The organism is Burkholderia sp. BCC1985 (assembly GCF_905339915.1).
Classification (GTDB): Bacteria; Pseudomonadota; Gammaproteobacteria; order Burkholderiales; family Burkholderiaceae; genus Burkholderia.
The window spans coordinates 1-21,727 of sequence record NZ_CAJPGY010000005.1 but is presented as its reverse complement, the minus strand read 5'-3'; the positions used below and the strand labels follow the sequence as shown (position 1 = coordinate 21,727).

Here is a 21,727-nt window from a genome sequence, read left to right as displayed (position 1 = left end):
CGGCCCCGGCCGCGGCGTTTTCTCGTGCGCCGCGCGCGGCGGGTATGATGGCGGCACCTTTGCGGGCATACTGCCGATCAGGCCGCCTTGCCGCGCTGCGCCGCGACATCCGTGACGTTCGCGAGCCGATCGCGCCCGAGGCAACGAAATTCAATCAAACCAGGCATCAATCTGCGCGAACCATCCATGGATAGCGGACACGATCACCAAAAATTCTTCTATTTCCTGCTGTTCGCGGTCACCGTCGGACTGTGCTGGATACTCGCGCCGTTCTCCGGCGCTGTCTTCTGGGGCACCATTCTCGCGATCCTGTTCCAGCCGGTGCAGCGCTGGCTCGCCGCGCGCTTCGGCAAGCGGCGCAACCTGGCCGCGCTCGTGACGATGTCGCTGATCATCCTGATCGTGATCCTGCCGCTCGTGTTCGTCATGGCGACGCTCGTGCAGGAAATCGCGTACGTGTACCAGGAACTGAAGAGCGCGCAGCCGAATTATTCGCAGTACTTCCATGACATCATTCACGCGCTGCCGACGTCGATCCAGAACCTGCTGCAGAAATACGGGCTGACCAACATCCCCGGCATCCAGAAGAAGCTGACCGACGGCGCCGCGCAGATCAGCCAGTTCGCAGCGACCCAGGCGCTCAGCATCGGCCAGAACACGTTCCAGTTCGTCGTCAGCTTCGGCGTGATGCTGTACATGGTGTTCTTCCTGCTGCGCGACGGCGGCGAGATCGGCCGCCGCGTGCGCCGCGCGATGCCGCTCGACGAAGAGCACAAGAACCTGCTGCTCGCGAAGTTCACGACGGTTGTGCGCGCAACCGTGAAGGGCAACATCGCGGTCGCGCTCGTGCAGGGCGCGCTCGGCGGCCTGATCTTCTGGATCCTCGGGATCGAGGGCGTCGTGCTGTGGGGCGCGCTGATGGCGTTCCTGTCGCTCTTGCCGGCGATCGGCGCGAGCCTCGTGTGGGTGCCCGCCGCGCTCTACTTCCTCGCGATCGGCGCGATCTGGAAATGCGTGATCCTCGTCGCGTTCTGCGTCGGCGTGATCGGCCTCGTCGACAACCTGCTGCGCCCGATCCTCGTCGGCAAGGACACGAAGATGCCCGACTGGGTCGTGCTGATCTCGACGCTCGGCGGGATGGCGCTGTTCGGCATCAACGGCTTCGTGATCGGGCCGCTCGTCGCTGCGCTGTTCATGGCGAGCTGGGACATCTACGCGCGCGCCGAACAGGGGGAATGACGCCGCGCGTCACGGATGACGAAGATGCGCCGCTTGGTTCGATCGCGAGCCGCCGTCGGTGCCGGTGCCGCCCATGTTGTCTTCATCTGCATGTTCCGCCTCCCTTCCCGCTTCTCGCCACGCAAATGAAAACGGCGGCGTGACGCGCAGGTCACGCCGCCGCTTGCCGGCAATTACTTTAGGGAGAGCGACCGGAACAATATATGAGACAAGTCCTAAACTTATACCGGAATATTCGGACTCAATGCGCCCGAGCGCGACGGCTCATGCATCCGGATCGACGCGCAGCACGAGCTTGCCGCGATGATCGCCGTCGAACAGGCGGTTCAGCACGTCGGGGGCGTTTTCGAGCCCGTCGGCGACGGTTTCCTCGGCCTTGAGCCGGCCGTCGCGCAGCCATCCCGCGAGCGTCTGCACCGCTTCGCGGCTCTTGCGGTAGTCGAGGATCAGGAAGCCGCGCATCGTGATCCGCTTCGAGATCAGCACGCCGACGTCGTCCGCCGCGCGGCCGCTGTTGTAGTTCGAGATCACGCCGCACAGCGCGACGCGCCCGCCGATCACCATCCGCGACAGCACCGCGCGCATCACCTCGCCGCCGACGTTCTCGAAGTTCACGTGCACGCCGTCCGGCGTCGCCGCCTTCAGCTGCTCACGGAAATCGTCGGCCTTGTAGTCGACGGCCGCGTCGAAGCCGAGCGTCTCGGTCAGGTAGCGGCACTTGTCCGCGCCACCCGCGATGCCCACCACGCGCGCACCGTGGATCTTGCCGATCTGGCCGGCGATCGAGCCGACCGACCCGGCCGCCGCTGACACGACAAGCGTCTCGCCAGGCTGCACCGGCGCGATGTCGGTCAGCCCGTAGTACGCGGTCAGGCCGCTCATCCCGCACGCGCCGAGCAGCGTCGGCAGCGGCAGGCCCGACTGCGCGGGCAGCTTCACGAGTTGCGCGGCCTGGTCGGCCGGCACCCGCGCATAGTCCTGCCAGCCGAGCAGCCCCTGCACGAGATCGCCTTGCGCGAACCCCGCGTGGCGCGACGCGACCACGCGCCCGATGCCGAGCGCGCGCATCACTTCGCCGATCGCGACGGGCGGCAGGTATTGCGGCACGTCGCTCATCCACACGCGGTTGGTCGGATCCATCGACAGATACAGCACGCGCACGAGCACTTCGCCGTCGGCGAGCGCCGGCACCGGCGTTTCGACGAACGAAAAGTGTTCGCGGCCGACCCGCCCTTCCGGGCGTGTCTTCAGCAGCAATTGGCGGTTCACGGGTGTCGACACGATGTTCTCCTCCGGTTGTGTTTATCGATGCGCGTCAGACCGCGCACATGCCGCCGTCGATCACGAGTTCGGCGGCCGTCACGAAGCGGCTTTCGTCGGATGCCAGATAGACGGCCGCATGCGCGACGTCGTCCGGTTCGCCGAGCCGGCGCAGCGGAATGCCGCGTGCGAGCTTGCGCGTCGCATCGCGTTCGCCGAGCGACTGGAACAGCGGCTCGACGATCCCCGTGCGAATGAACGCCGGGTGAATCGAGTTGCAGCGCACGTCGAGCTCGCGGCGCGCGCAGTCGATCGCGACCGACTTCGTCAGCGACGCGACCGCGGCCTTCGACGCGTTGTACGCGGTGAAATCCGGCTCGACCTTGAACGCGGCCACCGACGAGATGTTGATGATCGATGCGGGATGGCTCTCGGCCAGATACGACAGCGCATGCTTGCAGCCGAGCACGATGCTCTCGACGTTGACCGCCATCACGCGCCGCCATTCGTCCAGTTCGATCTGCGCGGGCGAGCCGATCGAGCCGACACCCGCGTTGTTGACGAGCACCGACAGCCCGCCCATCGCATCGACCGCCTGCGCGAGCAGCGCTTGCCAGCGCGCTTCGTCGCGGACGTCCTGCGTCGCGGCAAACGCGACCGGCGTCGCGTGGCCCGCGTTGAGTTCGTCGGCGAATGCATCGAGCACCGCCGCGTCGGCAACGTCGGTCAGGAACACGCGCGCGCCCTGCTCGACCATCCGGCGCGCGATCGCGCGGCCGAGGCCGCCGGCGGCGCCCGTGATGTACGCGCACTTGCCTGCGAGGCGCGGGGAAACGATTGTCATGGGACCTGCTCCTGTCGTGAATCGTCGCGGCGGACCGGTGCCGCGACGGCGGTTGCCGTGCGCCGGCCGACGGCCGCGCGGTATGCGCGAGTATAGCGAGCCGGCCGCACCGCGCCGGACGAATCCGGCGGCCGGCCGCTGCCGGCCCCGCTCGAACGAACGCCAGCGTACGCGATTGCCGCCAATCGATGAAATGAATCTTCGTAATGCCCGGTCATAGACATCACTCATGACCTTCGGATCCGCGGGCGGCGGGACGGACGAGCGGACGGGCGGACGGGCGGACGGGCGGACGGGCGGGCACGGCACGGCACGGCACGGCACGGCACGGCCGATCATCGCCGATGTCGGCTCGATAACGACCGGGAAACGGCTTTTGACAATAACCAAGAAGGAATGGGACGGGACTCGGGGGGCCACCGCCGCGGCGACGACCGCATCCGGCACCGGCGCACCGACGCGCGGCAACGAACAGCCTTCAGAACCCGTCGCCGGACGTGCGCATGAACGCGCAGAACTGCGGGGAATGCGTGTCGATCATCTGCTGGAACGGTGCGCGATGCCCGTACGCGATGCCGGACACGAGGAGCAGGCAGACGGCCGCGATGCGCGGCGAGAACGCGCGCTTGTGCGCCCGCCGGTAGGCGCGCAGGAACACCAGTGCGACCAGCGCGCCGAGCAGCCAGCCGACGACGACTTCCGGGACCGTGTGCGAATGGTCGAACACGCGCGCGACGCCCGTCAGCGCGCCGACGACGAGACCGGCCGCCACGCCCGGCTCCTTGCCCGGACGGAATGCCTGCCACAGCATCGACAGCGCGACGGTCCACACGGACGTCGACAGCATCGTATGGCCGCTGATCACACGGAAATCGAGCTGCGGGATCTCGACACCGCAGCCTGCATAGAGAATCTTGGTCGCCCCGACCAGGCTCATGCCGGCCGCGAGCAGCACGATCCAGCGCACCGCGAGCCGCCAGTTGGACAGCGCGAGCCAGACGGCGCAGGTCAGCGCGACCGGCAAGGTCAGCGCGGCATCGCCGATGTTGCTGATTTCACTCCACATGACGGACGTCGAACGGCTGGCAAAAGGCGCAGTTTAACGCAGGCGTGCCACGCGCCTGTTTCAGCCTGTGACAAGCTGTGTCAGCCCGCGACACCCGTGATCAGCAGCAGGTTCGTGCCGGTGATGACGGCAAACAGTACCCAGGCGGCGGCCTGCATCCTGCGGCCGATCGCATGCTCGCCCATCGTGTTGCGATCGCTGACCGACCGGATCAGCGGCCACATCGCGAACGGCAGCTGCAGACTCAGCAGCACCTGGCTCCAGACGAGCAATTGCCCGACCGAGTTTTCGCCGAGCCACAGCACGCCGATCAGCGCGGGCACCAGTGCGAGCCCGCGCGTGATCAGCCGGCGCTGGTAGCACGGGATTTTCGTATGCAGGAAGCCGTCCATGATCACCTGGCCGGCGATCGTGCCGGTCAGCGTCGAGCTTTGCCCCGACGCGAGCAGCGCGATGCCGAACAGCAGCGCGGCCGCGCCGCCCGCGATCGGCGTGATCAGCCGGTACGCCTGTTCGATGTCGGTCACGTCGTGCTGGCCGGTCGCATGGAACGCCGCGCCCGCGACGACCAGGATCGCCGCATTGACGAGCATCGCGACGAACAGCGACACGCAGGTGTCGATGCGCACCAGCGCGAGCGTGTCGCGGATCAGGCCGCGCGCGCCGCCGACGACATGGCGCGTCTGCACGACCGACGAATGCAGATACAGGTTGTGCGGCATGATCGTCGCGCCGACGATGCCGAGCGCGAGCACGATCGCGTCCTTGCGGTCATGGCCCGGATTGCCCGGCACGAGCCCCTTCGCGACCGCATGCCAGTCGGGCGGCGTGATCGCGACCTGCGCGACGAAGCAGAACGCCATCGTCGCGATCAATCCGAGCACGATCGCCTCGATCTGCCGGACGCCCTTGCCTTGCAACCCGAGCACGATCACCGTATCGAGCGCGGTCAGCACGATCCCCCACGCGAGCGGCACGCCGAGCAGCAGCTTGAACGCGAGCGCGCAGCCGAGCACTTCGGCGATGTCGCACGCGATGATCGACACCTCGGCGGTCACCCACTGCACGATGCGGCCGAAGGTGCCATAGCGGTCGTAGCTGGCCTGCGCGAGATCCTTGCCCGCGACGAGGCCGAGCCGCGCGGCGAGCATCTGCAGGAAGATCGCGGCGAGGCTCGAGAACGCGACGACCCACAGCAGCGAATAGCCGAATTGCGAGCCGGCCTGGATGTCGGTGGCCCAGTTGCCGGGATCCATATAGCCGATCGCGACCAGCAGGCCCGGGCCGAAGAAGCGCTTGAGCTTCATCCAGCGCGACGCGCCGGCGTCGATCGTGATGCTGCCCTTTACTTCCGACGGGCAGAAGGGGGCTGTGGCGGTAGTGGGAAGCAGGGGCATGGAAACCGGGGATCGTGATCGCGACACGGTGATTTTACGTTCATCCGCCCCGCTTTCTCCCGCGCATCGCCGCGCACACCCCGGCTCGCCCGCTCGCCGTCGGCAGTCGCGAGCCGCGGCGCGGGCTGCCGATCGGCCTGCGGGTGCGGCGTCCCGGCACCGTTCGTCAGGATCCGCTCGCGCTCGGCGACGCGAAATTCGGTCGGCGACACCAGCAGGCGCTGGCGAAACAGCTTGGCCAGACGCTCGCCGCTGCCGAAGCCCGTGCGCCGCGCGACCTTGTCGGCCGGCAGCGTCGTGTGGACCAGCATGTGGCAGGCGCGCTCGAGCCGCACGTGCTGCACGAACTCGGTCGGCGTCACGCCGATTTCCTTCTTGAAGCGCCGCAGGAAATTGCGCTCGCTCATCGCGACCGTCTGCGCGACTTCCGCAACCGAAATGCGGTTCGCGCTCTGCGCGCGCAGCCGCTGCACCGACATCCGGATCGACGGGCTCGCGCTCAGTTCGCGAAACGCCCACATCGACTGCGCATAGCGCTGCTCGACCGGCTGCATCAGGTTGCTGGCGATCTCCTGTGCGGCGCTGTCGCCGAGATCGGCGCGGAACATGTCGAGCACGGTCGCGAACACGTCGGCCTCGCCGGCCTGCAGTTCGATCGTGGCCGCCGCACCGCGGGTGCGATCGGTTCGCGGGCGATCGACTTCCGTCTGCCGCTGCGACGCGGCGAGCGTCGACAGGCCCATCGCATCGACGATCCAGCGCGCATGGCGGCGGATGTCGCTCAGGCGGCGCCGCAACGCATCGTTCCAGTTGATCGACGCGCGCTCACCATGAAGATGAAAGAACGCGTGTGCACGATGGCCATGCTCGTCACCGAGCGGATCGGCCGCGATCTGCACACCGGACGACGACTGCAGCAAGCCCCCGTTTTCGGATACGTACTTCAGCTGGTAATCCGCATTGAACGCGTTCAGGCGATTCGCCAGGTTGAAGGCCTCGCTCAGACGCGCGGCCTCGGCCAAGGAAAACCCCGTACTCAAATAGATTACGACCCACCTCTGATCTGCTGCTTCCACTGGCCAAGCCCCCGGACTGTTTCGACTTCTTTTAATTGCCGTCGAACTGTCAGGCTTATATTTGGTTTGAACACGTGCGACAGGGACGGCTATCTCGAAATATGAAGCGACGGCATCTTAGCCGAACTAGCCGAACGGGTCGTCTCTTTGTCACGAAATGGCCGACCGGGACAGCATGATGGCGGATTTTTACAGGCTATCGCCGACCGATGATCTGGCCGCCCGGAAATGCGCGTGTCGACGGGCGGACTCGCATCGTGACGCCTGCCTCGCATCGCGCATCGGCTCCACGCACGCTCGCGTAGCGGGACGATCGTCATCGGCATGCATCGGACGGCATCGATCGCCTGTACAACGCGCACCCGCGTTCCGTTGTTCGCGCATCCATTAGAATCGCCCCACCGCCCACCACGCCGCCTTCGTCCGTGCCCGCCGACCATCGTCTCGACCTGAACCTGTTCCGCGTGCTCGATGCGGTCTACGTGCACGGCGGCATCGGCGCGGCCGCCCGTGCGCTGCACCTGACGCAGCCGGCCGTCACGCATGCGCTCAACCGGCTGCGCGCGCATTTCGACGACCCGCTGTTCGTGCGCCAGGGCAACCGCGTCGTGCCGACCGAGCGCACGCGCGCGATCATCGCGGACGTGCAGCTTCACCTCGCCGGCCTGCAGCGCGCCGCGCGCGACCCGGCGGCATTCGACCCGGCGACGCTCGACCTGAGCATCGCGGTCGGCATTCGCGACGTGCTCGAATCGATCGCGCTGCCGCAGATCGTCGCCGCGTTCGCCGGCGCAGCGCCGGGCCTGCGATTCGTGAGCCGCCGCGTCGCGGTGCACGACATCGAACGCGAACTCGCGTCGGGCAATCTCGATCTGGCCGTCGATCGACGCGTGCAGACCGGCCCGCGCATCGTCACCGAGCACCTGCTCGACGATTCGCTCGTCGTCGCGATGCGGCACGATCATCCGTTGACCGGCGGTCCGCTGCGGCGCAGCGACTATTTCTCCGCGCGGCATGTCGCGGTGTCGTCGCTCGGCGAACCCCAATCGCTCGACGTGCTGCTCGGCAACGACGGGCGCTTCCGTCACATCCAGCTCGTCTGCCAGCATTACTTCGCCGCCTGCCAGATCGCCGCGGCAGGCGACCTGCTGCTGACGCTGCCGCGCACGTATGCGCTGCGCATGGCGGCGATGCTGCCGATCGCCGTGCAGCCGCTGCCGCTGCGGCTCAAGCCGTTTCCGCTGCTCGCGTACTGGCACGAGTCGCGCGAGACCGACCGCGCGCACCAGTGGGTGCGCGAACGCGTCGCCACGCTCGTGCGCCGGAGTGCCGGCGTCGCCGGCTGATCCCGGCGAGCCCCGGCGACGCGCGTAGCGCCCGCGTTTTTCCTCGAGACGGTATGCTGACGGCTCGCACGCCGCGCATCGTCGCGGCCGCCTCTTTCCCGCTTACCGGAGACTTGCCATGCCGCTCATCCATGCTGCCGCCACCCTCGCCGCCGACGCGCCCGACTACGTCGTCCAGCTGCAGGCCGGCACGCACGCGCTGACCGGCGACGAAGCGCCGCGCGAAGGCGGACAGGGCCTCGGGCCGGCGCCGTTCGAGTTCGTGCTGGCCGGCCTCGCGCAATGCACGGCCGCGACGCTGCGCATGTACATGCAGCGCAAGACGTGGCCGGCCACGCGCATCGACGTGCGCACCGAACTGCATGCCGATCGTGAAGGGCAGCAATACGTGCGCCGCGTCGTGACGCTCGACGGCCCTCTCGACGATGCGCAGCGCCAGCGGCTCGCGGAAATCTGCGAGAAGACGCCGGTGACGCTGTTCGTCAAGCGCGGCACGCGCATCGAAACGACGCTGAACTGACGGACGGCGTATCGCGCCGCACGCGATCGCCGCGTCATAAGCAAAACGGGCGGGCCGCGCGCGATGCGCGGCCCGCCCGTTTGCGGATGTCGTCCGGCGCTCAGAGTCCGAGCGCGGACAGGTCCAGCTTGCCGTCCTTCACCGGCGGGCACCAGAAATACGCGCCCGTCAGCGGTCGCGTGAAGCGGAACAGGCCGTCGACGATGCCGTCGTCCGCGCCGCTCATCCGGCGCATCTGCACGTCGAACGCGCGGAACGAGCGGCCGAACGCGACGAAGTAGAGCCCCGCGCGGCGCGCATCGGACCACGGCGACGAACGGCGCAGCATGAACGCCTCCGGCTCGAAGCTCTCCTGCGCGGTGCGCTTCACGTGCGCGAACTCGGGCGCGTCGTCGAGTTCCTCGTTGTCCGAGCGGCGGCGGCCGATGATGTGATCCATGTCGCCCGACGCAATGCGCTCCATCTGGTCGAAGTCATGCAGCCATTGCTGAACCGCGACGAAGCTCGAACCGTCGAGCCCCGCGCCCTGCCCCGTGACGACCGCCGCGGCCAGCGCGTCGTCGCCGGTCGGGTTCTCGGTACCGTCCTCGTAACCCGACAGGTCGCGATCGTTCGAATAGCGGAACCCGTCGACCGCGTCCTGCAGCACGAACGCCGGCGCGAGCGCCCGCTCGATCGCCCGTGCGCGCAGCACGAGTGCGCCGCGATCGTCGCCGCGCAGCCAGACCCAGACGTCGGCCGGCGTGATCGGCAGCGTACGGTCGTTCACCGCGAACGCCGGGTATTCGGTGAGCCCCGGAACCGGGCGGCCGAGATGCGCGGCCAGCGCGTGCCCGAAGCCTGCGACCGTGTCGCGCCCGTCGACGAGTTCGCGCAATGCCGCGAGCGCCGCGGCCACATTGACGTTGTTCGAAATCGTGAAAGTGAGGTATCGGGCCGCCGTGTCGATCGGAGCCAGGATGCCTTGCTGAACGTCGCTCATCGTTTCCTCAGGAGTGTATCGGGGTGAATCCGCGGGGCCGCAGCGGCCGGCGCGCAACGGCAGAGTGTAATCGATGCCGCCCGCCGCCCCGTGCGGCACCGCACCGCGGAACACGCACGAAAGAGGGCCAAAACCCCGAATACTAACCGCATCGCTGCTGCAACGCCGCATTCGTCAGACGTTGCAGCGCGTCCGGCTCTGCTGATAAAATTCCTTCACGTCTTTTTCGGCGTCCTTTCAACCGTTCACTTCAGGGAGGTGCAGATGTTCCGAATGCCAGCAACCTTCCCGAACGTGGTCCCACGACGCGGCTGATCCAGCCCGTCGTCCGCGCCGGCTTCCGGGTGCTCCGCTAACCCGCCCGCCCGCGCAATTTCCCGACAGCCCGTTTCGTTTCGCCCGCGTCGTGCGCGCGGTCCGGCTGTCGCGTTTTCGACGTTCTCCGAACCGGAAAGTCCCGTCGCGCGATGCGCCGGGCAACGATACATGACCAGAAAAACCACCCATCTGGGCGGCCAGGCATTCCAGGCCGTCTTCGGCTTCACGTTCCGCTACTGGCGCAAGCAGCCGGTGCGCATCGCGACGATCACGACGCTGGCGCTGCTCGGCGCGCTTGCCGACGTGCTCACGCCGCTGTTCGCCGGGCGCCTCGTCGATGCGCTGTCGAGCGGCCCGACCGACCGCGCCGCCGCGTGGCATGCGGCCGTCACCGCGTTCGGCACGCTGGCCGCGCTCGGCATCGGCGCGACGCTGCTGCGGCAGGGCGTCTACCTGAACATCATCACGCTCACGCTGAAGATGATGAGCGAGATCGCCGCGGCGTCGTTCCATCGCGTGCAGCGTTTCTCGACCGACTGGCACGCGAACAGCTTCGCGGGGTCGACCGTGCGCAAGATCACGCGCGGGATCTGGGCACTCGACCTGCTGAACGACACGGTGCTGATCGCGCTGCTGCCGTCGGTCACGATGCTCGTCGGCGCGACCGTGCTGCTCGGCACGCACTGGCCGGTGATGGGGCTCGTCGTCGGTGCGGGTTCGCTGCTGTACATCTCGGTGACGGTCGCGGTGTCGCTCGGCATCGTCGCGCCGGCCGCGCGACTCGGCAACCTGTGGGACACGCGCATGGGCGGCGCGCTCGCCGACGCCGTGAGCTGCAACGCGGTCGTCAAGGCGTTCGGCGCGGAAACGCGCGAGGAAGCGCGGCTCGATCGCGTGATCGGCAAGTGGCGCCAGCGCACGCGCCGCACGTGGGTGCGCGGCACGTTCAACGGCGGGCTGCAGGGCGCGATGCTCGTCGCGATGCAGGCCGCGATGATCGGCGTCGCGCTGCGGCTGTGGGCGAACGACGAAGCGAGCGTCGGCGACATCGCGTTCTCGCTGACGATGTTCTTCATGCTGCAGGGCTACCTGCGCGACGTCGGCATGCACATTCGCAACCTGCAGCGCTCGGTCAACGACATGGAAGAGCTCGTCGCGCTCGAGCGCCAGCCGCTCGGCATCGACGATCGGCCCGGCGCGCCCGCGATCCGGATCGGGCAAGGCGAGATCCGCTTCGAGCACGTGACGTTCCGCTACGGCAACCATCCGGTGCCGCTGTACGACGACTTCTCGATGCGCATCGCGCCCGGCGAACGCGTGGGCCTCGTCGGCCATTCCGGGTCGGGCAAGACGACATTCATCAAGCTGATCCAGCGCCTGTACGACGTGTCGGGCGGCCGCATCACGATCGACGGCCAGGACATCGCGCAGGTGCGGCAGGATTCGCTGCGCAGCCAGATCGCGATCGTCCAGCAGGAACCCGTGCTGTTCCACCGCACGCTCGCGGAGAACATCGCGTATGCGCGCCCCGACGCGAGCCGTGCGGAGATCGAGCGCGCCGCGCGTCTTGCCAGCGCGCACGACTTCATCGTCGCGCTGCCGGACGGCTATGACACGCTCGTCGGCGAGCGCGGGATCAAGCTGTCGGGCGGCGAACGCCAGCGTGTCGCGATCGCGCGTGCGTTCCTCGCGGATGCGCCGATCCTGATCCTCGACGAAGCGACGTCGAGCCTCGACAGCGAAAGCGAGGTGCTGATCCAGCAGGCGATGGAGCGGCTGATGGTCGGGCGCACGACGCTCGTCGTCGCGCACCGGCTGTCGACGGTGCGCGCACTCGACCGTCTGATCGTGCTCGAGCGCGGCAAGGTGATCGAGGAAGGCAGCCACGACGCGCTGATCCGCATCGACGGCGGGACGTATCGCCGGCTGTTCGAGCGGCAGGCGCTGGAACTCGCGAAGGGCCTGATCGATCCGCCGCGGCGCACGGCGGACGGTCATGCCGGGCCGCTTGGGGAGCCGGCGCAAGCCTGATGGCGCCCCGATCGCAACCGGATGCGCGGCGCACCGCCGCCGCGGCCGGTTGCGTCATGCGGGGACGTCGATGCGATCGTCAGGAATTCACGAGGCCGTTGCGTGCGTCGTCGATTCCATTCGACGGCGCCACGCGAGCCGCCGTGCGCTGCCCGGCAAACCCCTTGCGAACGAGGTAAATCAGCAATACGCCGATGACCAGCCCCGACAATACGTCGCACAGGTAATGCCCTCCCTGCGTAGGCGTCGATACGATCATCATGCCGTTCAGCACGATTCCGACCGGGAAGACGATACGCACATGCCGCAGCGAGTACGCGAAGCACAGTGCAAGGATGGTGTGCAGCGACGGAAAGGAAATGAGCCCTTGGGACGAAGCGAAAGCCAGCTCCCGGACGACTCCGCTTCGCAACGGCGCAAAGTCCGATACGGTGGAAATCGTACCTGGATCGCGAATGTCGAAGTGAAGAAACGCACTCTCGGCCGGCAGCCATGCCGCGATCAGAATCGACACGAAGACTGCGACGATAAATTGCACCGCAAACTCGGCGTAGTCTTTCGAATTCGACGTCAGCGTGAGAATGATCGGGATCGCAAGGAGCTGGACGCTGCCGGACGCATACGCGAATCCGAGCACGGCATGCCAACCGGGATTTGCGGTCACCCATCTATACGCTTGCAGCCAGTGAAACCCGAGCGCGGCATCGATCGATACCAACGCATCGCTCACGAGCGGCAGATCGGTCGCCACAGCCAGATACTGAAGGAGCGCGCCTGCATGCGTGAACACCGACAACAACGCGATCCACTGGAACGATTGCGCGACATTCTCGTAGAACGCCTTCCTGGCCGGCACTTTGTACGATGGGCGCGAGGCGAGCCAGGAAGCTGCGGTGACGGCAAGAACGACGGACAGCATTTGCGCGCTTTCGACCAGACTGCCCTTCGCAATCCGGAAATCGACGCGGTATGCCCAGATCACGTCGACGATTATCAGCATGATGGTCACCCACCACGCGGTCACGTAGATTTTCCGCATATTCTTCGACATACCCCTTTTCTCGTTCTTTTCTGTCGATCCCCGAGGCTCGAGCCGGACGTTGTCCGCACGTACCGCGTTCCCCGTACACCCGCAAATGCAGGCGCATCGTGCAACTGCGCTCCATAGCCTCGTACCGCATTCCAGCCGGTGCTTGAGAATAATACGCCGCCGTCCGTCAGGCGACGCCGACGCATCCGGCCCCGACGCCGCCCGCCGGGATCACTTATCATACCGGCCAGGCAATTTGCGACGAAAGGCGGATCATGTTTACAGGCATTGTTCAGGGTGTTGGCGTCATCAAGGCGATCAAGGATCACGGCGAACTGAGAATGTTCAGCATCGAATTCCCCGAGCGGTTCACCACCGACATCGAGATCGGCGCGAGCGTCTCGGTCGACGGCGTCTGCCTGACCGTGACGACCATCCACTCGCCCGAGCTGATCGACTTCGACGTGATGTTGCCGAGCCTGCGCATCACCACGCTCGCCGACCTCACGACCGGCGCCCGGATCAACGTCGAGCGGGCCGCGAAGGACGGCGCTGAAATCGGCGGACATCCGCTGTCCGGACATGTCGACTTCATGGGAACGATCGCGAACATCGCGTCGTCCGAACACAACCGGATGATCCGCATCGGCGTGCCGGCCGATTTCAGGCGCTACGTGTTTGCGAAAGGCTATATCGCGATCAACGGCTGCAGCCTCACCGTGTCGGACGTCAATCGCGACGAAGGCTGGTTCGACGTCTGGCTGATTCCCGAAACGCGACGCGCGACCACCTTCGATGCGAAGGGCGTCGACGACAAGGTCAATATCGAGATCGAGCGCAGCACGCAGGTCGTCGTGGATACGATCCGCGAGTCGGTCAAGGAAACCCTCGGGGAATTGACCGGCGTCGTCACGACGTTGCTCGCGGAGAAGGGCATCGATATCGAAGAACTGCTCGCGCGGAACGTCGCGAAGCTGCCGAAGGCGTAACGGCGAAGAGCGCCGCCGTTCCCGCTGATGCCCGGGATCACCGGGCGTCGGCTTCCGTCGCGATGCGCCCGGTCGGCCGCCCCGCACGCCGCCTTACTCCGCCTCCGCCTGCGCCCCCTTCCCCACCGCCACCCGCTGCGCGCGATAAATCCCCGCGTGTCCGGAAAACAGATAGGCGACCACGCAGGCGACGATCGCATACACGCCGACATCCGCGCCGAACAGTTCGATCGCCATGATCGTCGACGCGATCGGCGTGTTGGCCGCGCCCGCGAACACCGCGACGAAACCGAGCCCCGCCAGCACGGGCACCGGCAGCGCCAGCACCTGTCCGAGCGCGTTGCCCAGCGTCGCGCCGATGTAGAACAGCGGCGTCACTTCGCCGCCCTTGAACCCCGACGCGAGCGTGACGACGGTGAACGCGAACTTGCCCGCGAAATCGTAAGCCGGCAGCGGCCCGTGAAACGCGGCTTCGATCGTCGGAATCCCGAGCCCGAGATACTGCGGCACGTTCAGCACGGTGGCGGCCACCGCGACCAGCAGGCCGCCGAGCACCGGCTGCAGCGGCGCATGGCGGATCACGCGGCGAAACCACGCGGTCAGCGCGTGCGTCGCGAACGCGAACAGCCGGCCGACGACGCCGAACGCGACACCCGCGACGACCGTCGCGGCCAGCCTCGTCGCCGACACGGCCGGCACGAAGGGAATCGCATAAGCGGTGTGATGCACGCCCCACGCGCGGCACACGACATCCGCGACGATCGCAGACGCGACGCAGGTCAGCAGCGCGTCGTACCGTACGCGCCCGATCGCGAGCACCTCGAGCCCGAACACGGCGCCCGCGAGCGGCGTACCGAACACCGACGCGAACCCGGCCGCGATGCCGCCCATCAGCAGCACGCGCCGATGCTCGCGATCGAGCCGGAACAGGTGCGTGACGCGATCGGCGAGCGCGCCGCCCATCTGCACGGCCGTGCCCTCGCGGCCGGCCGACCCGCCGAACAGGTGCGTGACGACGGTCGCGACGAGCACGAGCGGCGCCATCCGCTTCGGCACCAGCGCCTTCGGGTCGTGAATCTCGTCGATCAGCAGGTTGTTGCCGCGCGCGACCGACTGGCCGAACCGGTGGTAGACCCAGCCGGTCGCCAAACCGGCGGCCGGCAGCCCCCACAGCAGCCAGGGATGCGCGACGCGCGTGCCGGTCGCCCAGTCGAGCGCGATCAGGAACAACGCGGAAGCCGTGCCGGCCAGCGCGCCGAGCAACGCAGAGAGCGCGAGCCAGCGGCACACGTAGCGCACGGTCGCGAAAAAATCGGCAGAAGTCGAGAAAAACATGATTTCCAGATTCGACGGGACATCAAAACCTGGGCGGCAGAATACCGCATGGACGGCCTGCGACCTCCTGACGACCCAGGAACACGCAGGCATCATCAGCCGGGCAAACCGGCGGTTGAGGGCCGAACCGCGCGCGACGCGCCGGGATCGACCGCAGGGAGGCATGCCATCTCCGCAGGCGGCAATTGTACGCGACGCCGCACGGCGCACGCAATGCGGCCCCGCCGGGGCCGCGGCGCGCCGTCAGTCGAGCGGCATGCGCGTCACGCGTGAAATCAGTTGCGGCGCGATCCGGTCGAGCGGCAGGATCGCCGACGCCGCGCCGATTGCCGCGGCCGCCTTCGGCATCCCGTAGACGGCGCTCGTCGCCGCGTCCTGCGCGATCGTGTAGCACCCCTTCGCGCGCATCGCCTTCAGCCCGAGCGCGCCATCGCGCCCCATCCCGGTCAGCAGCACGCCGAGCGCGTCGCCCTCCCAGCCGTCGGCGACGCTGTTGAAGAACACGTCGATCGACGGCCGGTACGGCGTCTCGGCCGGATGCCGCGTATAGCCGAGCACGCCGCGCGGCGAGATGTACAGGTGATCGTTGGTCGCCGCGAGCAGCACCTCGCCCGCCTGCGGCACGCTGCCCTGCCGCGCGACGCGCACGGGCAGCCGCGTATAGCCGTCGAGCCACTCCGCCATGCCGACCGCGAACGCCTGGTCGACGTGCTGGACGATCACGAGCGCAGCCGGAAAATCGGCCGGCAGCGCGCGCAACAGCGCGGTGAGCGCGGTCGGCCCGCCCGCCGACGCGCCGATCGCGATCAGCGTCGGCTGGCCGCGCGCGGGTGCCGGCCCGGGCGGCACGAGCGTCGTGGTCCGGCTTTCGAGCAGCCGGCCGATCTGGTCGATCTTCGCGAGCAGCGGCTGCGGCGCCGCATCCGACGGCAGGCCGAGCGCGAGCGTCGGCGTGTCGACCGCGTCGAGCGCGCCGGCCCCCATCGCCTCGTAGACCGACGACGTGTTCGCGCTGACGCTCGCGGTCACGATCAGGATCGCGCACGGCGCGCGCGCCATGATCTGCCGGGTCGCGGCCACGCCGTCGAGCTTCGGCATCACGAGATCCATCAGCACGAGATCGGGCGGATGCGCGACGCAGAAATCCACTGCCTCGTCGCCATCGGTCGCCACCCACAGCACGCGGTGATCCGTGCGCAGCGCGATCACGCGGCGCAGCGCCTCGACGGCAAGCGGCAGATCGTTGACGATGCCGATGTTCATCCGCGTGCGTCCCCGATCAGGTCGTGCACCGCGTCGAGCAGCGCCTCGTCGTGGAAACTGCTCTTCGCGAGGTAGTAGTCGGCACCGGCGTCGAGCCCGCGCCGGCGATCCTCGTCGCGATCCTTGTACGACACGATCATCACCGGCACGCGCTTGAGCGTCGGATCGCCCTTGATCAGCGTGACGAGTTCGATCCCGTCCATGCGCGGCATGTCGACGTCGGTGACGACTAGGTCGAACGCGTCGCTGCGCACCGCATTCCAGCCGTCCATCCCGTCGACCGCGATGGTCACGTCGTAGCCGCGCTTTTCCAGCAGCTTGCGCTCGAGCTCGCGCACCGTCAGCGAATCGTCGACGACGAGCACGCGGCGGCGCCGGTCGGCGAGCGCGAGCTGCCGGTCGCGCGTGAGTTTCGCGAGCTGTCCGCCGCGCACGAGCTTGTCGACGGAGCGGATCAGGTCCTCGACATCGACGATCAGCACCGGGTCGCCGTTCTCGAGCAACGCGCCGGCGGCGATGTTCTGGATCTTGTGCAGGCGGCTGTCGAGCGGCTGCACGACGAGCATCCGTTCGCCGAGGAAGCGGTCGACGGCGACACCGTAGAGCTCGGGCTCGCCGCCGACGACCACGACCGCCGTGCTCGCGCGCGCGACGCCGGGCTCGCCGGCATCGAGCAGCTGGTGCGCGGCGACGAGGCCCGCGCGCCGGCCGTCGAACGGAAAATGCGGCTGGCCTTCGAGCACGTCGATGTCGTCGTGCGACAGTTCGAGCGTGCGGCGCACGTGCGCGAGCGGGAACGCGTACGGCTCGCCGCCGACCTCGACCAGCAGGCTGCGGATCACCGACAGCGTGAGCGGCAACTGCAGCACGAAGCGCATGCCCGCGCCGGGCTCGTTGAAGATGCGCACCGCGCCGCGCACGCCGCGCACCATCTCCTGCACCGCGTCGAGGCCGACGCCGCGCCCCGACACGTCGGTCACCGCATCGCGCATCGAGAAGCCCGGCAGCAGCAGGAATTCGAGCAGTTCGGGATCGGACAGCCGCGCGGCCGTCTCGTCGTCGGTCAGGCGCTGGCGCACGACCGCAGTGCGCAACGCATCCATGTCGACGCCCGGCCCGTCGTCGATCACGCTGACGAGCAGCGAGCCGGCGCTATGCCGCGCTTCGAGCGTCACGCTCGCCTCGGCCGGCTTGCCGCGCGCGAGGCGCGCGTCGGGCGCTTCGACGCCGTGGTCGATCGCGTTGCGCAGCAGGTGGCCGAGCGGCGCGTCGAGCAGGTCGAGGATGTCGCGGTCGACCTGCGTGCCTTCGCCGACGATCGAGAAGCGCACCTGCTTGCCGAGCGAGCGCGCGAGATCGCGGACGATCCGCGGATACGCGCGCGTCGCGTCGCCGAACGGCCGCATCCGGCACTGCAGCGCCTCGTCGTACAGCTGTTCGGCGATATGCGTGCTGCGCCGCTCGAAGCGGTCGAATTCGTCCATGCGCTCGGCGAGCGAACGCTGCAGGTCGTTGAGCATGTGCCGCACTTCGTTCACCGACGCGAGCACGCCCGCGTCGAGATCGTCGGCAAACTGTTCGTACAACAGATCGAGCGAACGGGCCGCGTCGCGCTGCGCGCGCTTCACGCGCAGCATCGACTCCGCGAACGGCTTGAGCCAGCGCGATTCGACGAGCGACTCGCCGGACAGGCTCAGCAGCCGGTTCAACGTATCGGCCCGCACGCGGCGCATCGCGCCCGCGCCGGCCGCGCGGCCGGCCTGGACCGGATCGGGCATGGCCGCCGGCAGCGCGAGCGGCGGCACCGCGGCGCCGGCCCCCACGGGCTCGTTCGCGGCGCCGTCGTGCTCGCGAGACGGCACGACGGACGGCGCCGCGGCCGCCGGCGGCGGCGCGAAAGCCGGTGCCGGCATCGCGTGCGCGCCGTCGGCGCCCGTCAGCGCCAGCGCGAACGCCTCGATCTCCGCCGGCGACACGGGCTGCGCCTGCGGATCGGCGACGCGCACCAGCAGGTCGACGCCGGCCAGGAGCACGTCGACATGCGTGGCCGTCAGCGCGATCGTGCCGGCCTGCGCCGCGACGAAGCATTCTTCCATGCGCCCCGCGATGTCGACGCCGAGCGGCACGCCGACGATGCGCGCGGCGCCCTTCAGCGAATGTGCGGCGCGCATGCACGCCTCGAGCGCGACGGAGTCGGGCTCGCCCGATTCGAGCGCGAGCAGGCGCTCGGACAGCGCCTGGGTCTGCGTGCGCGTCTCCTCGCGATACAGCTCGAGCAGCGACAGTTGGCTCAGATCGTCATCACCGCTCATCGCATGCTCCGTGTCACGGCGTCGAACAGCCGATCGTCGTCGAGCAAGCCGATCGACTTGCCGCGCCACGACAGCACGCCGCGCGACAGGCCGGCGCTCGCGCGCCCGACCGTCGCCGGCACGGGCACCCATTCGGATGCGCCGAAGCGCAGCACGCCCTCGACTTCGTCGACCGGAAACACCACCGGCTCGCCCTGGTGCGCGGCGACCAGCAGCCGCGTGAAACGGCCGTCCGCGCCACCCTCGCGGCCCTTGCCCGCGTCGAGGCCGAGCAGCGCGCCGATCGAGATCGCGATGCGCAGCGTGCCGCGAATGTTGACCACGCCGCGCACGGCCGAATGGCGACGGTGCGGCAGCGAATGGATCGGACGCGTGCCGGCGATCTCGCGCAGCACGCCGATCGGCAGCGCGAGCCATTCGTCGGCGACGCGAAACGCCAGTGCCGCCTGATGCGTATCGTCGTCGCCGTGCGCGCGGGTCGCGTCGAACGCGCTGATCCGCTGCGTCGCGTCGGCCAGCTCGGCGGCGCCGAGCGGGCGTTCGAGCAGTTTCGCCGCGTGATACGCGTAGACCGGGCAGTTCAGGCAGCGCAGGCAATCGGCCAGCCGCTCGCACGAGCGGTCGCCGTGCGTGCCGATCCGGTTCCAGCAATCGTCGACGCCGATCGTCGTGTCGTCAGTGGCAACGGCGTCGCGGTTCATTCGTTCCTCGGTCATCCCGATGTCGGCTCCCAACCCGTATTCTCGTTATCCGGCCGAGCGCCGCGCACGCTCGAGCAGCCATTGCGCGCCGGCGCCGTCGCCGCCGACGTCCAGCAAGGTCGCGAGATGCGTCAGCGCTTCGTGGTGCGTCGGCCGCAGATACAGCGCCTTCCGGTAGAAATCGCCCGCTTCCGCGACCCGCCCGCGCGCATCCGCGATCAGCCCGTTCAGGTAGAACGCGTCGGCGTGCGGCCCGGCGTGCGCGGAGAACTGCGCGAGCACGCGCTCGGCCTCGTCGAATGCGCCCGCGTTGGCCAGCGCCTGCGCTTCCTCGAGCGTCGGCGCGGCGCCGTCGGCGGCCGCCGGCGCCGGCGCGGGCGTGTCGGCCACGTTCGCCGTATGGGCCAGCGGGTCGACGCGCGCGTCGGCCCGCGGCCCGAACGCCGTCGGTCGCCCGGCCGGTTCAAAGGCAGCGCGCGACGGCGCGGCATCGCTCCACGCCGGCGGGACGACGGCCAGCAGCGGGCGCGTCGCAGCCGGCGGCGCCACGGCGAAACGCTCGGCGCGCCGGTACGGCGCAACCGCGGGCAGCGGTGCCGCATGGCGGGCCGCGTACCCGTCCGCCGCGGCGCCATCGCGCCCGCGATGAAACGCGAACGCGAGCGGCACGCGGGCCGAACGCATCCCGTGCCGCATCGCGACGCCCGTTTCGGCCGGCCCGACGAACAACATGCCGTCGTCGGCGAGCGCGCTTTCGAGCGAACCGATCACACGGTCCTGCGCGTCGCGGTCGAAATAGATCAGCACGTTGCGGCAGAACACGAAATCGTAGCGGATGCCCGTATCGGTGCCGGGTTCGACCAGGTTCGCCTGGCGAAACTGCACGCACGCGCGCACGCGCTCGTCGAGCAGCCAGCCGTCGGCGACCGGCGTGAAGTAGCGGCCGCGGAACTCGGTCGCCGTGCCGCGAAACGCATTGCGCCCGTAGCAGCCGAGCCGCGCCTGTTCGATCGCGCGCGCGCTCAGGTCGAGCGCGTCGATCGTGAAGCTGGCCGGCTCGAGCCCGGCGTCGAGCAGCGCCATCGCCGCCGAATACGGCTCCTCGCCGGTCGAGCACGGCGCGCTCAGCACGCGGATCACGCGCCCGGGCGTCGCGGCGAGCCGCTCGGCCGCGTGCCGCGCGAGCGTTGCGAACGCCTCGCGATCGCGGAAGAACCACGTCTCCGGCACGATGAACAGATCGATCAGCGCGCGCCGTTCGTCGGCCGACGCGTTGAGGTGCTGCCAGTACGCGTCGAGCGCTTCCGGCGTGACGGGCGGCCGCGCCGCCGACGGCAGCCGCTCGCCGTCGCCCTGCAGCGCCTGCACGCGCTCCGTCAGCGCGCGGCTCAGAAAATCGTTGCCGAGCGAATCGGGGTCGATGCCGGTCTCGCGCAGCAGCCAGCCGCGAAATCGCGAATCGGACTCTTTCATGCGGATTCCCCTCCGTGGCCCGGCAGGCCGTCGAACAGATACAGGCGCGCAACGTCGTCGATCAGGTCGGACACCGAGACCTGCTGCACGATCCCGTCGGGCGTGTTCGCGACGCGCCCGAGCCAGCGCGTGCGCGCGGTCGATACGCCGCTGGCGCGGAACGCCGTGCGGTCGATCCGCAGCGTCTGCGTCGCGCGCTCGATGATCAGGCCGATCACGCGCTCGCGGTCGAGCTGCCCGGCGCGGTAGCGGACCATCACCAGCCGCGTCGAACGCAACGCATGCGCGCGCCGTCCGAGCGCGAGCATCGGCACGTCGATCACGGGCACCGGCTGGCCGCCGCGCATCAGCAGCCCGGCGATCCATTCGGGCGCGCCGGGCACGGCCTTGGCGGTCGCGAGCGGCAACACCTCGTCGATGTCGGCCGCGTCGAGCGCGTAGCGCTCGCCGTCGAGCTCGAACATCAGGAACAGCGCGTGCGCGGCGCCGTGCGACTCGACGCGCGTCACGCGTCGACCTTGAAGCGCGACACGCTGGTGCGCAAC

At 68.7% G+C, this 21,727-nt stretch carries 18 protein-coding genes and 1 riboswitch; of the genes, 5 read left to right on the top strand and 13 right to left on the bottom strand.

Annotated features, from left to right (window positions below):
- Positions 1-186: 186 nt before the first annotated feature.
- On the top strand, positions 187-1,239 hold the full coding sequence (locus U4Z31_RS06265) for an AI-2E family transporter (RefSeq protein WP_044846613.1): 1,053 nt from the start codon (positions 187-189) through the stop codon (positions 1,237-1,239).
- A gap of 264 nt (positions 1,240-1,503) precedes the next feature.
- On the opposite strand, the gene U4Z31_RS06260 is transcribed toward U4Z31_RS06265, so the two are convergent.
- From U4Z31_RS06260 to U4Z31_RS06240, 5 genes are all read right to left on the bottom strand, one after another.
- Positions 1,504-2,520, bottom strand: a complete 1,017-nt coding sequence (locus U4Z31_RS06260; protein WP_321809760.1) for an NADP-dependent oxidoreductase — start codon at positions 2,518-2,520, stop codon at positions 1,504-1,506.
- A 34-nt stretch (positions 2,521-2,554) separates the two neighbouring features.
- Entirely contained in the window at positions 2,555-3,343 is a 789-nt protein-coding gene (locus U4Z31_RS06255; protein ID WP_321809759.1) for an SDR family oxidoreductase, read from the bottom strand.
- 478 nt (positions 3,344-3,821) lie between these two features.
- A complete protein-coding gene (locus tag U4Z31_RS06250) occupies positions 3,822-4,409 on the bottom strand; it encodes a phosphatase PAP2 family protein (RefSeq protein WP_321809758.1) in 588 nt (195 codons plus the stop codon).
- A gap of 80 nt (positions 4,410-4,489) precedes the next feature.
- Complete coding sequence (locus U4Z31_RS06245; protein WP_044846617.1) at positions 4,490-5,806, bottom strand: Nramp family divalent metal transporter; 1,317 nt, start codon at positions 5,804-5,806, stop codon at positions 4,490-4,492.
- On the bottom strand, positions 5,755-6,828 hold the full coding sequence (locus tag U4Z31_RS06240) for a helix-turn-helix domain-containing protein (protein ID WP_321809757.1): 1,074 nt from the start codon (positions 6,826-6,828) through the stop codon (positions 5,755-5,757). Before U4Z31_RS06240 ends, U4Z31_RS06245 begins: the two co-directional genes overlap by 52 nt.
- A gap of 479 nt (positions 6,829-7,307) precedes the next feature.
- Between U4Z31_RS06240 and U4Z31_RS06235 the strand changes: the two genes are divergently transcribed.
- Complete coding sequence (locus tag U4Z31_RS06235) at positions 7,308-8,228, top strand: LysR family transcriptional regulator (RefSeq protein ID WP_321809756.1); 921 nt, start codon at positions 7,308-7,310, stop codon at positions 8,226-8,228.
- Positions 8,229-8,346: 118 nt separating this feature from the next.
- Complete coding sequence (locus U4Z31_RS06230) at positions 8,347-8,748, top strand: OsmC family protein (protein WP_321809755.1); 402 nt, start codon at positions 8,347-8,349, stop codon at positions 8,746-8,748.
- A 100-nt stretch (positions 8,749-8,848) separates the two neighbouring features.
- Here U4Z31_RS06230 and U4Z31_RS06225 read toward each other — a convergent pair whose 3' ends face one another.
- Positions 8,849-9,730, bottom strand: coding sequence for a Dyp-type peroxidase (locus U4Z31_RS06225; RefSeq protein WP_321809754.1), 882 nt, complete (start codon positions 9,728-9,730; stop codon positions 8,849-8,851).
- A gap of 486 nt (positions 9,731-10,216) precedes the next feature.
- On the opposite strand from U4Z31_RS06225, the gene U4Z31_RS06220 reads away from it, so the two are divergent.
- Positions 10,217-12,079: an ABC transporter ATP-binding protein gene (locus tag U4Z31_RS06220; RefSeq protein WP_124646457.1), complete on the top strand. Its 1,863-nt coding sequence runs from the start codon at positions 10,217-10,219 to the stop codon at positions 12,077-12,079.
- Positions 12,080-12,158: 79 nt separating this feature from the next.
- Here U4Z31_RS06220 and U4Z31_RS06215 read toward each other — a convergent pair whose 3' ends face one another.
- A complete protein-coding gene (locus U4Z31_RS06215) occupies positions 12,159-13,130 on the bottom strand; it encodes a phosphatase PAP2 family protein (RefSeq protein WP_044846623.1) in 972 nt (323 codons plus the stop codon).
- A gap of 254 nt (positions 13,131-13,384) precedes the next feature.
- Here U4Z31_RS06215 and U4Z31_RS06210 point away from each other — a divergent pair, with 254 nt between their 5' ends.
- On the top strand, positions 13,385-14,098 hold the full coding sequence (locus U4Z31_RS06210; protein WP_321809753.1) for a riboflavin synthase subunit alpha: 714 nt from the start codon (positions 13,385-13,387) through the stop codon (positions 14,096-14,098).
- A 93-nt stretch (positions 14,099-14,191) separates the two neighbouring features.
- Here the strand turns inward: U4Z31_RS06210 and U4Z31_RS06205 are convergent, their stop codons facing one another.
- The 6 genes from U4Z31_RS06205 to U4Z31_RS06180 all read right to left on the bottom strand — a co-directional run bounded on the left by U4Z31_RS06205 (position 14,192) and on the right by U4Z31_RS06180 (position 21,691).
- Positions 14,192-15,433 (bottom strand): voltage-gated chloride channel family protein, encoded by a 1,242-nt coding sequence (locus tag U4Z31_RS06205; protein WP_124486483.1) that lies wholly within the window; start codon positions 15,431-15,433, stop codon positions 14,192-14,194.
- A 79-nt stretch (positions 15,434-15,512) separates the two neighbouring features.
- Positions 15,513-15,616: riboswitch (Fluoride riboswitch) on the bottom strand.
- 60 nt (positions 15,617-15,676) lie between these two features.
- Positions 15,677-16,696 (bottom strand): chemotaxis response regulator protein-glutamate methylesterase, encoded by a 1,020-nt coding sequence (locus tag U4Z31_RS06200; RefSeq protein WP_044846626.1) that lies wholly within the window; start codon positions 16,694-16,696, stop codon positions 15,677-15,679.
- Positions 16,693-19,008, bottom strand: coding sequence for a hybrid sensor histidine kinase/response regulator (locus tag U4Z31_RS06195; RefSeq protein ID WP_321809752.1), 2,316 nt, complete (start codon positions 19,006-19,008; stop codon positions 16,693-16,695). The genes U4Z31_RS06200 and U4Z31_RS06195 overlap by 4 nt, the downstream gene beginning before the upstream one ends.
- A complete protein-coding gene (locus tag U4Z31_RS06190; protein ID WP_044849304.1) occupies positions 19,005-19,709 on the bottom strand; it encodes a chemotaxis protein CheW in 705 nt (234 codons plus the stop codon). The genes U4Z31_RS06195 and U4Z31_RS06190 overlap by 4 nt, the downstream gene beginning before the upstream one ends.
- Before the next feature lie 45 nt (positions 19,710-19,754).
- A complete protein-coding gene (locus tag U4Z31_RS06185) occupies positions 19,755-21,182 on the bottom strand; it encodes a CheR family methyltransferase (protein ID WP_321809751.1) in 1,428 nt (475 codons plus the stop codon).
- Complete coding sequence (locus U4Z31_RS06180) at positions 21,179-21,691, bottom strand: chemotaxis protein CheW (RefSeq protein ID WP_124486486.1); 513 nt, start codon at positions 21,689-21,691, stop codon at positions 21,179-21,181. The genes U4Z31_RS06185 and U4Z31_RS06180 overlap by 4 nt, the downstream gene beginning before the upstream one ends.
- Positions 21,692-21,727 lie beyond the last annotated feature (36 nt).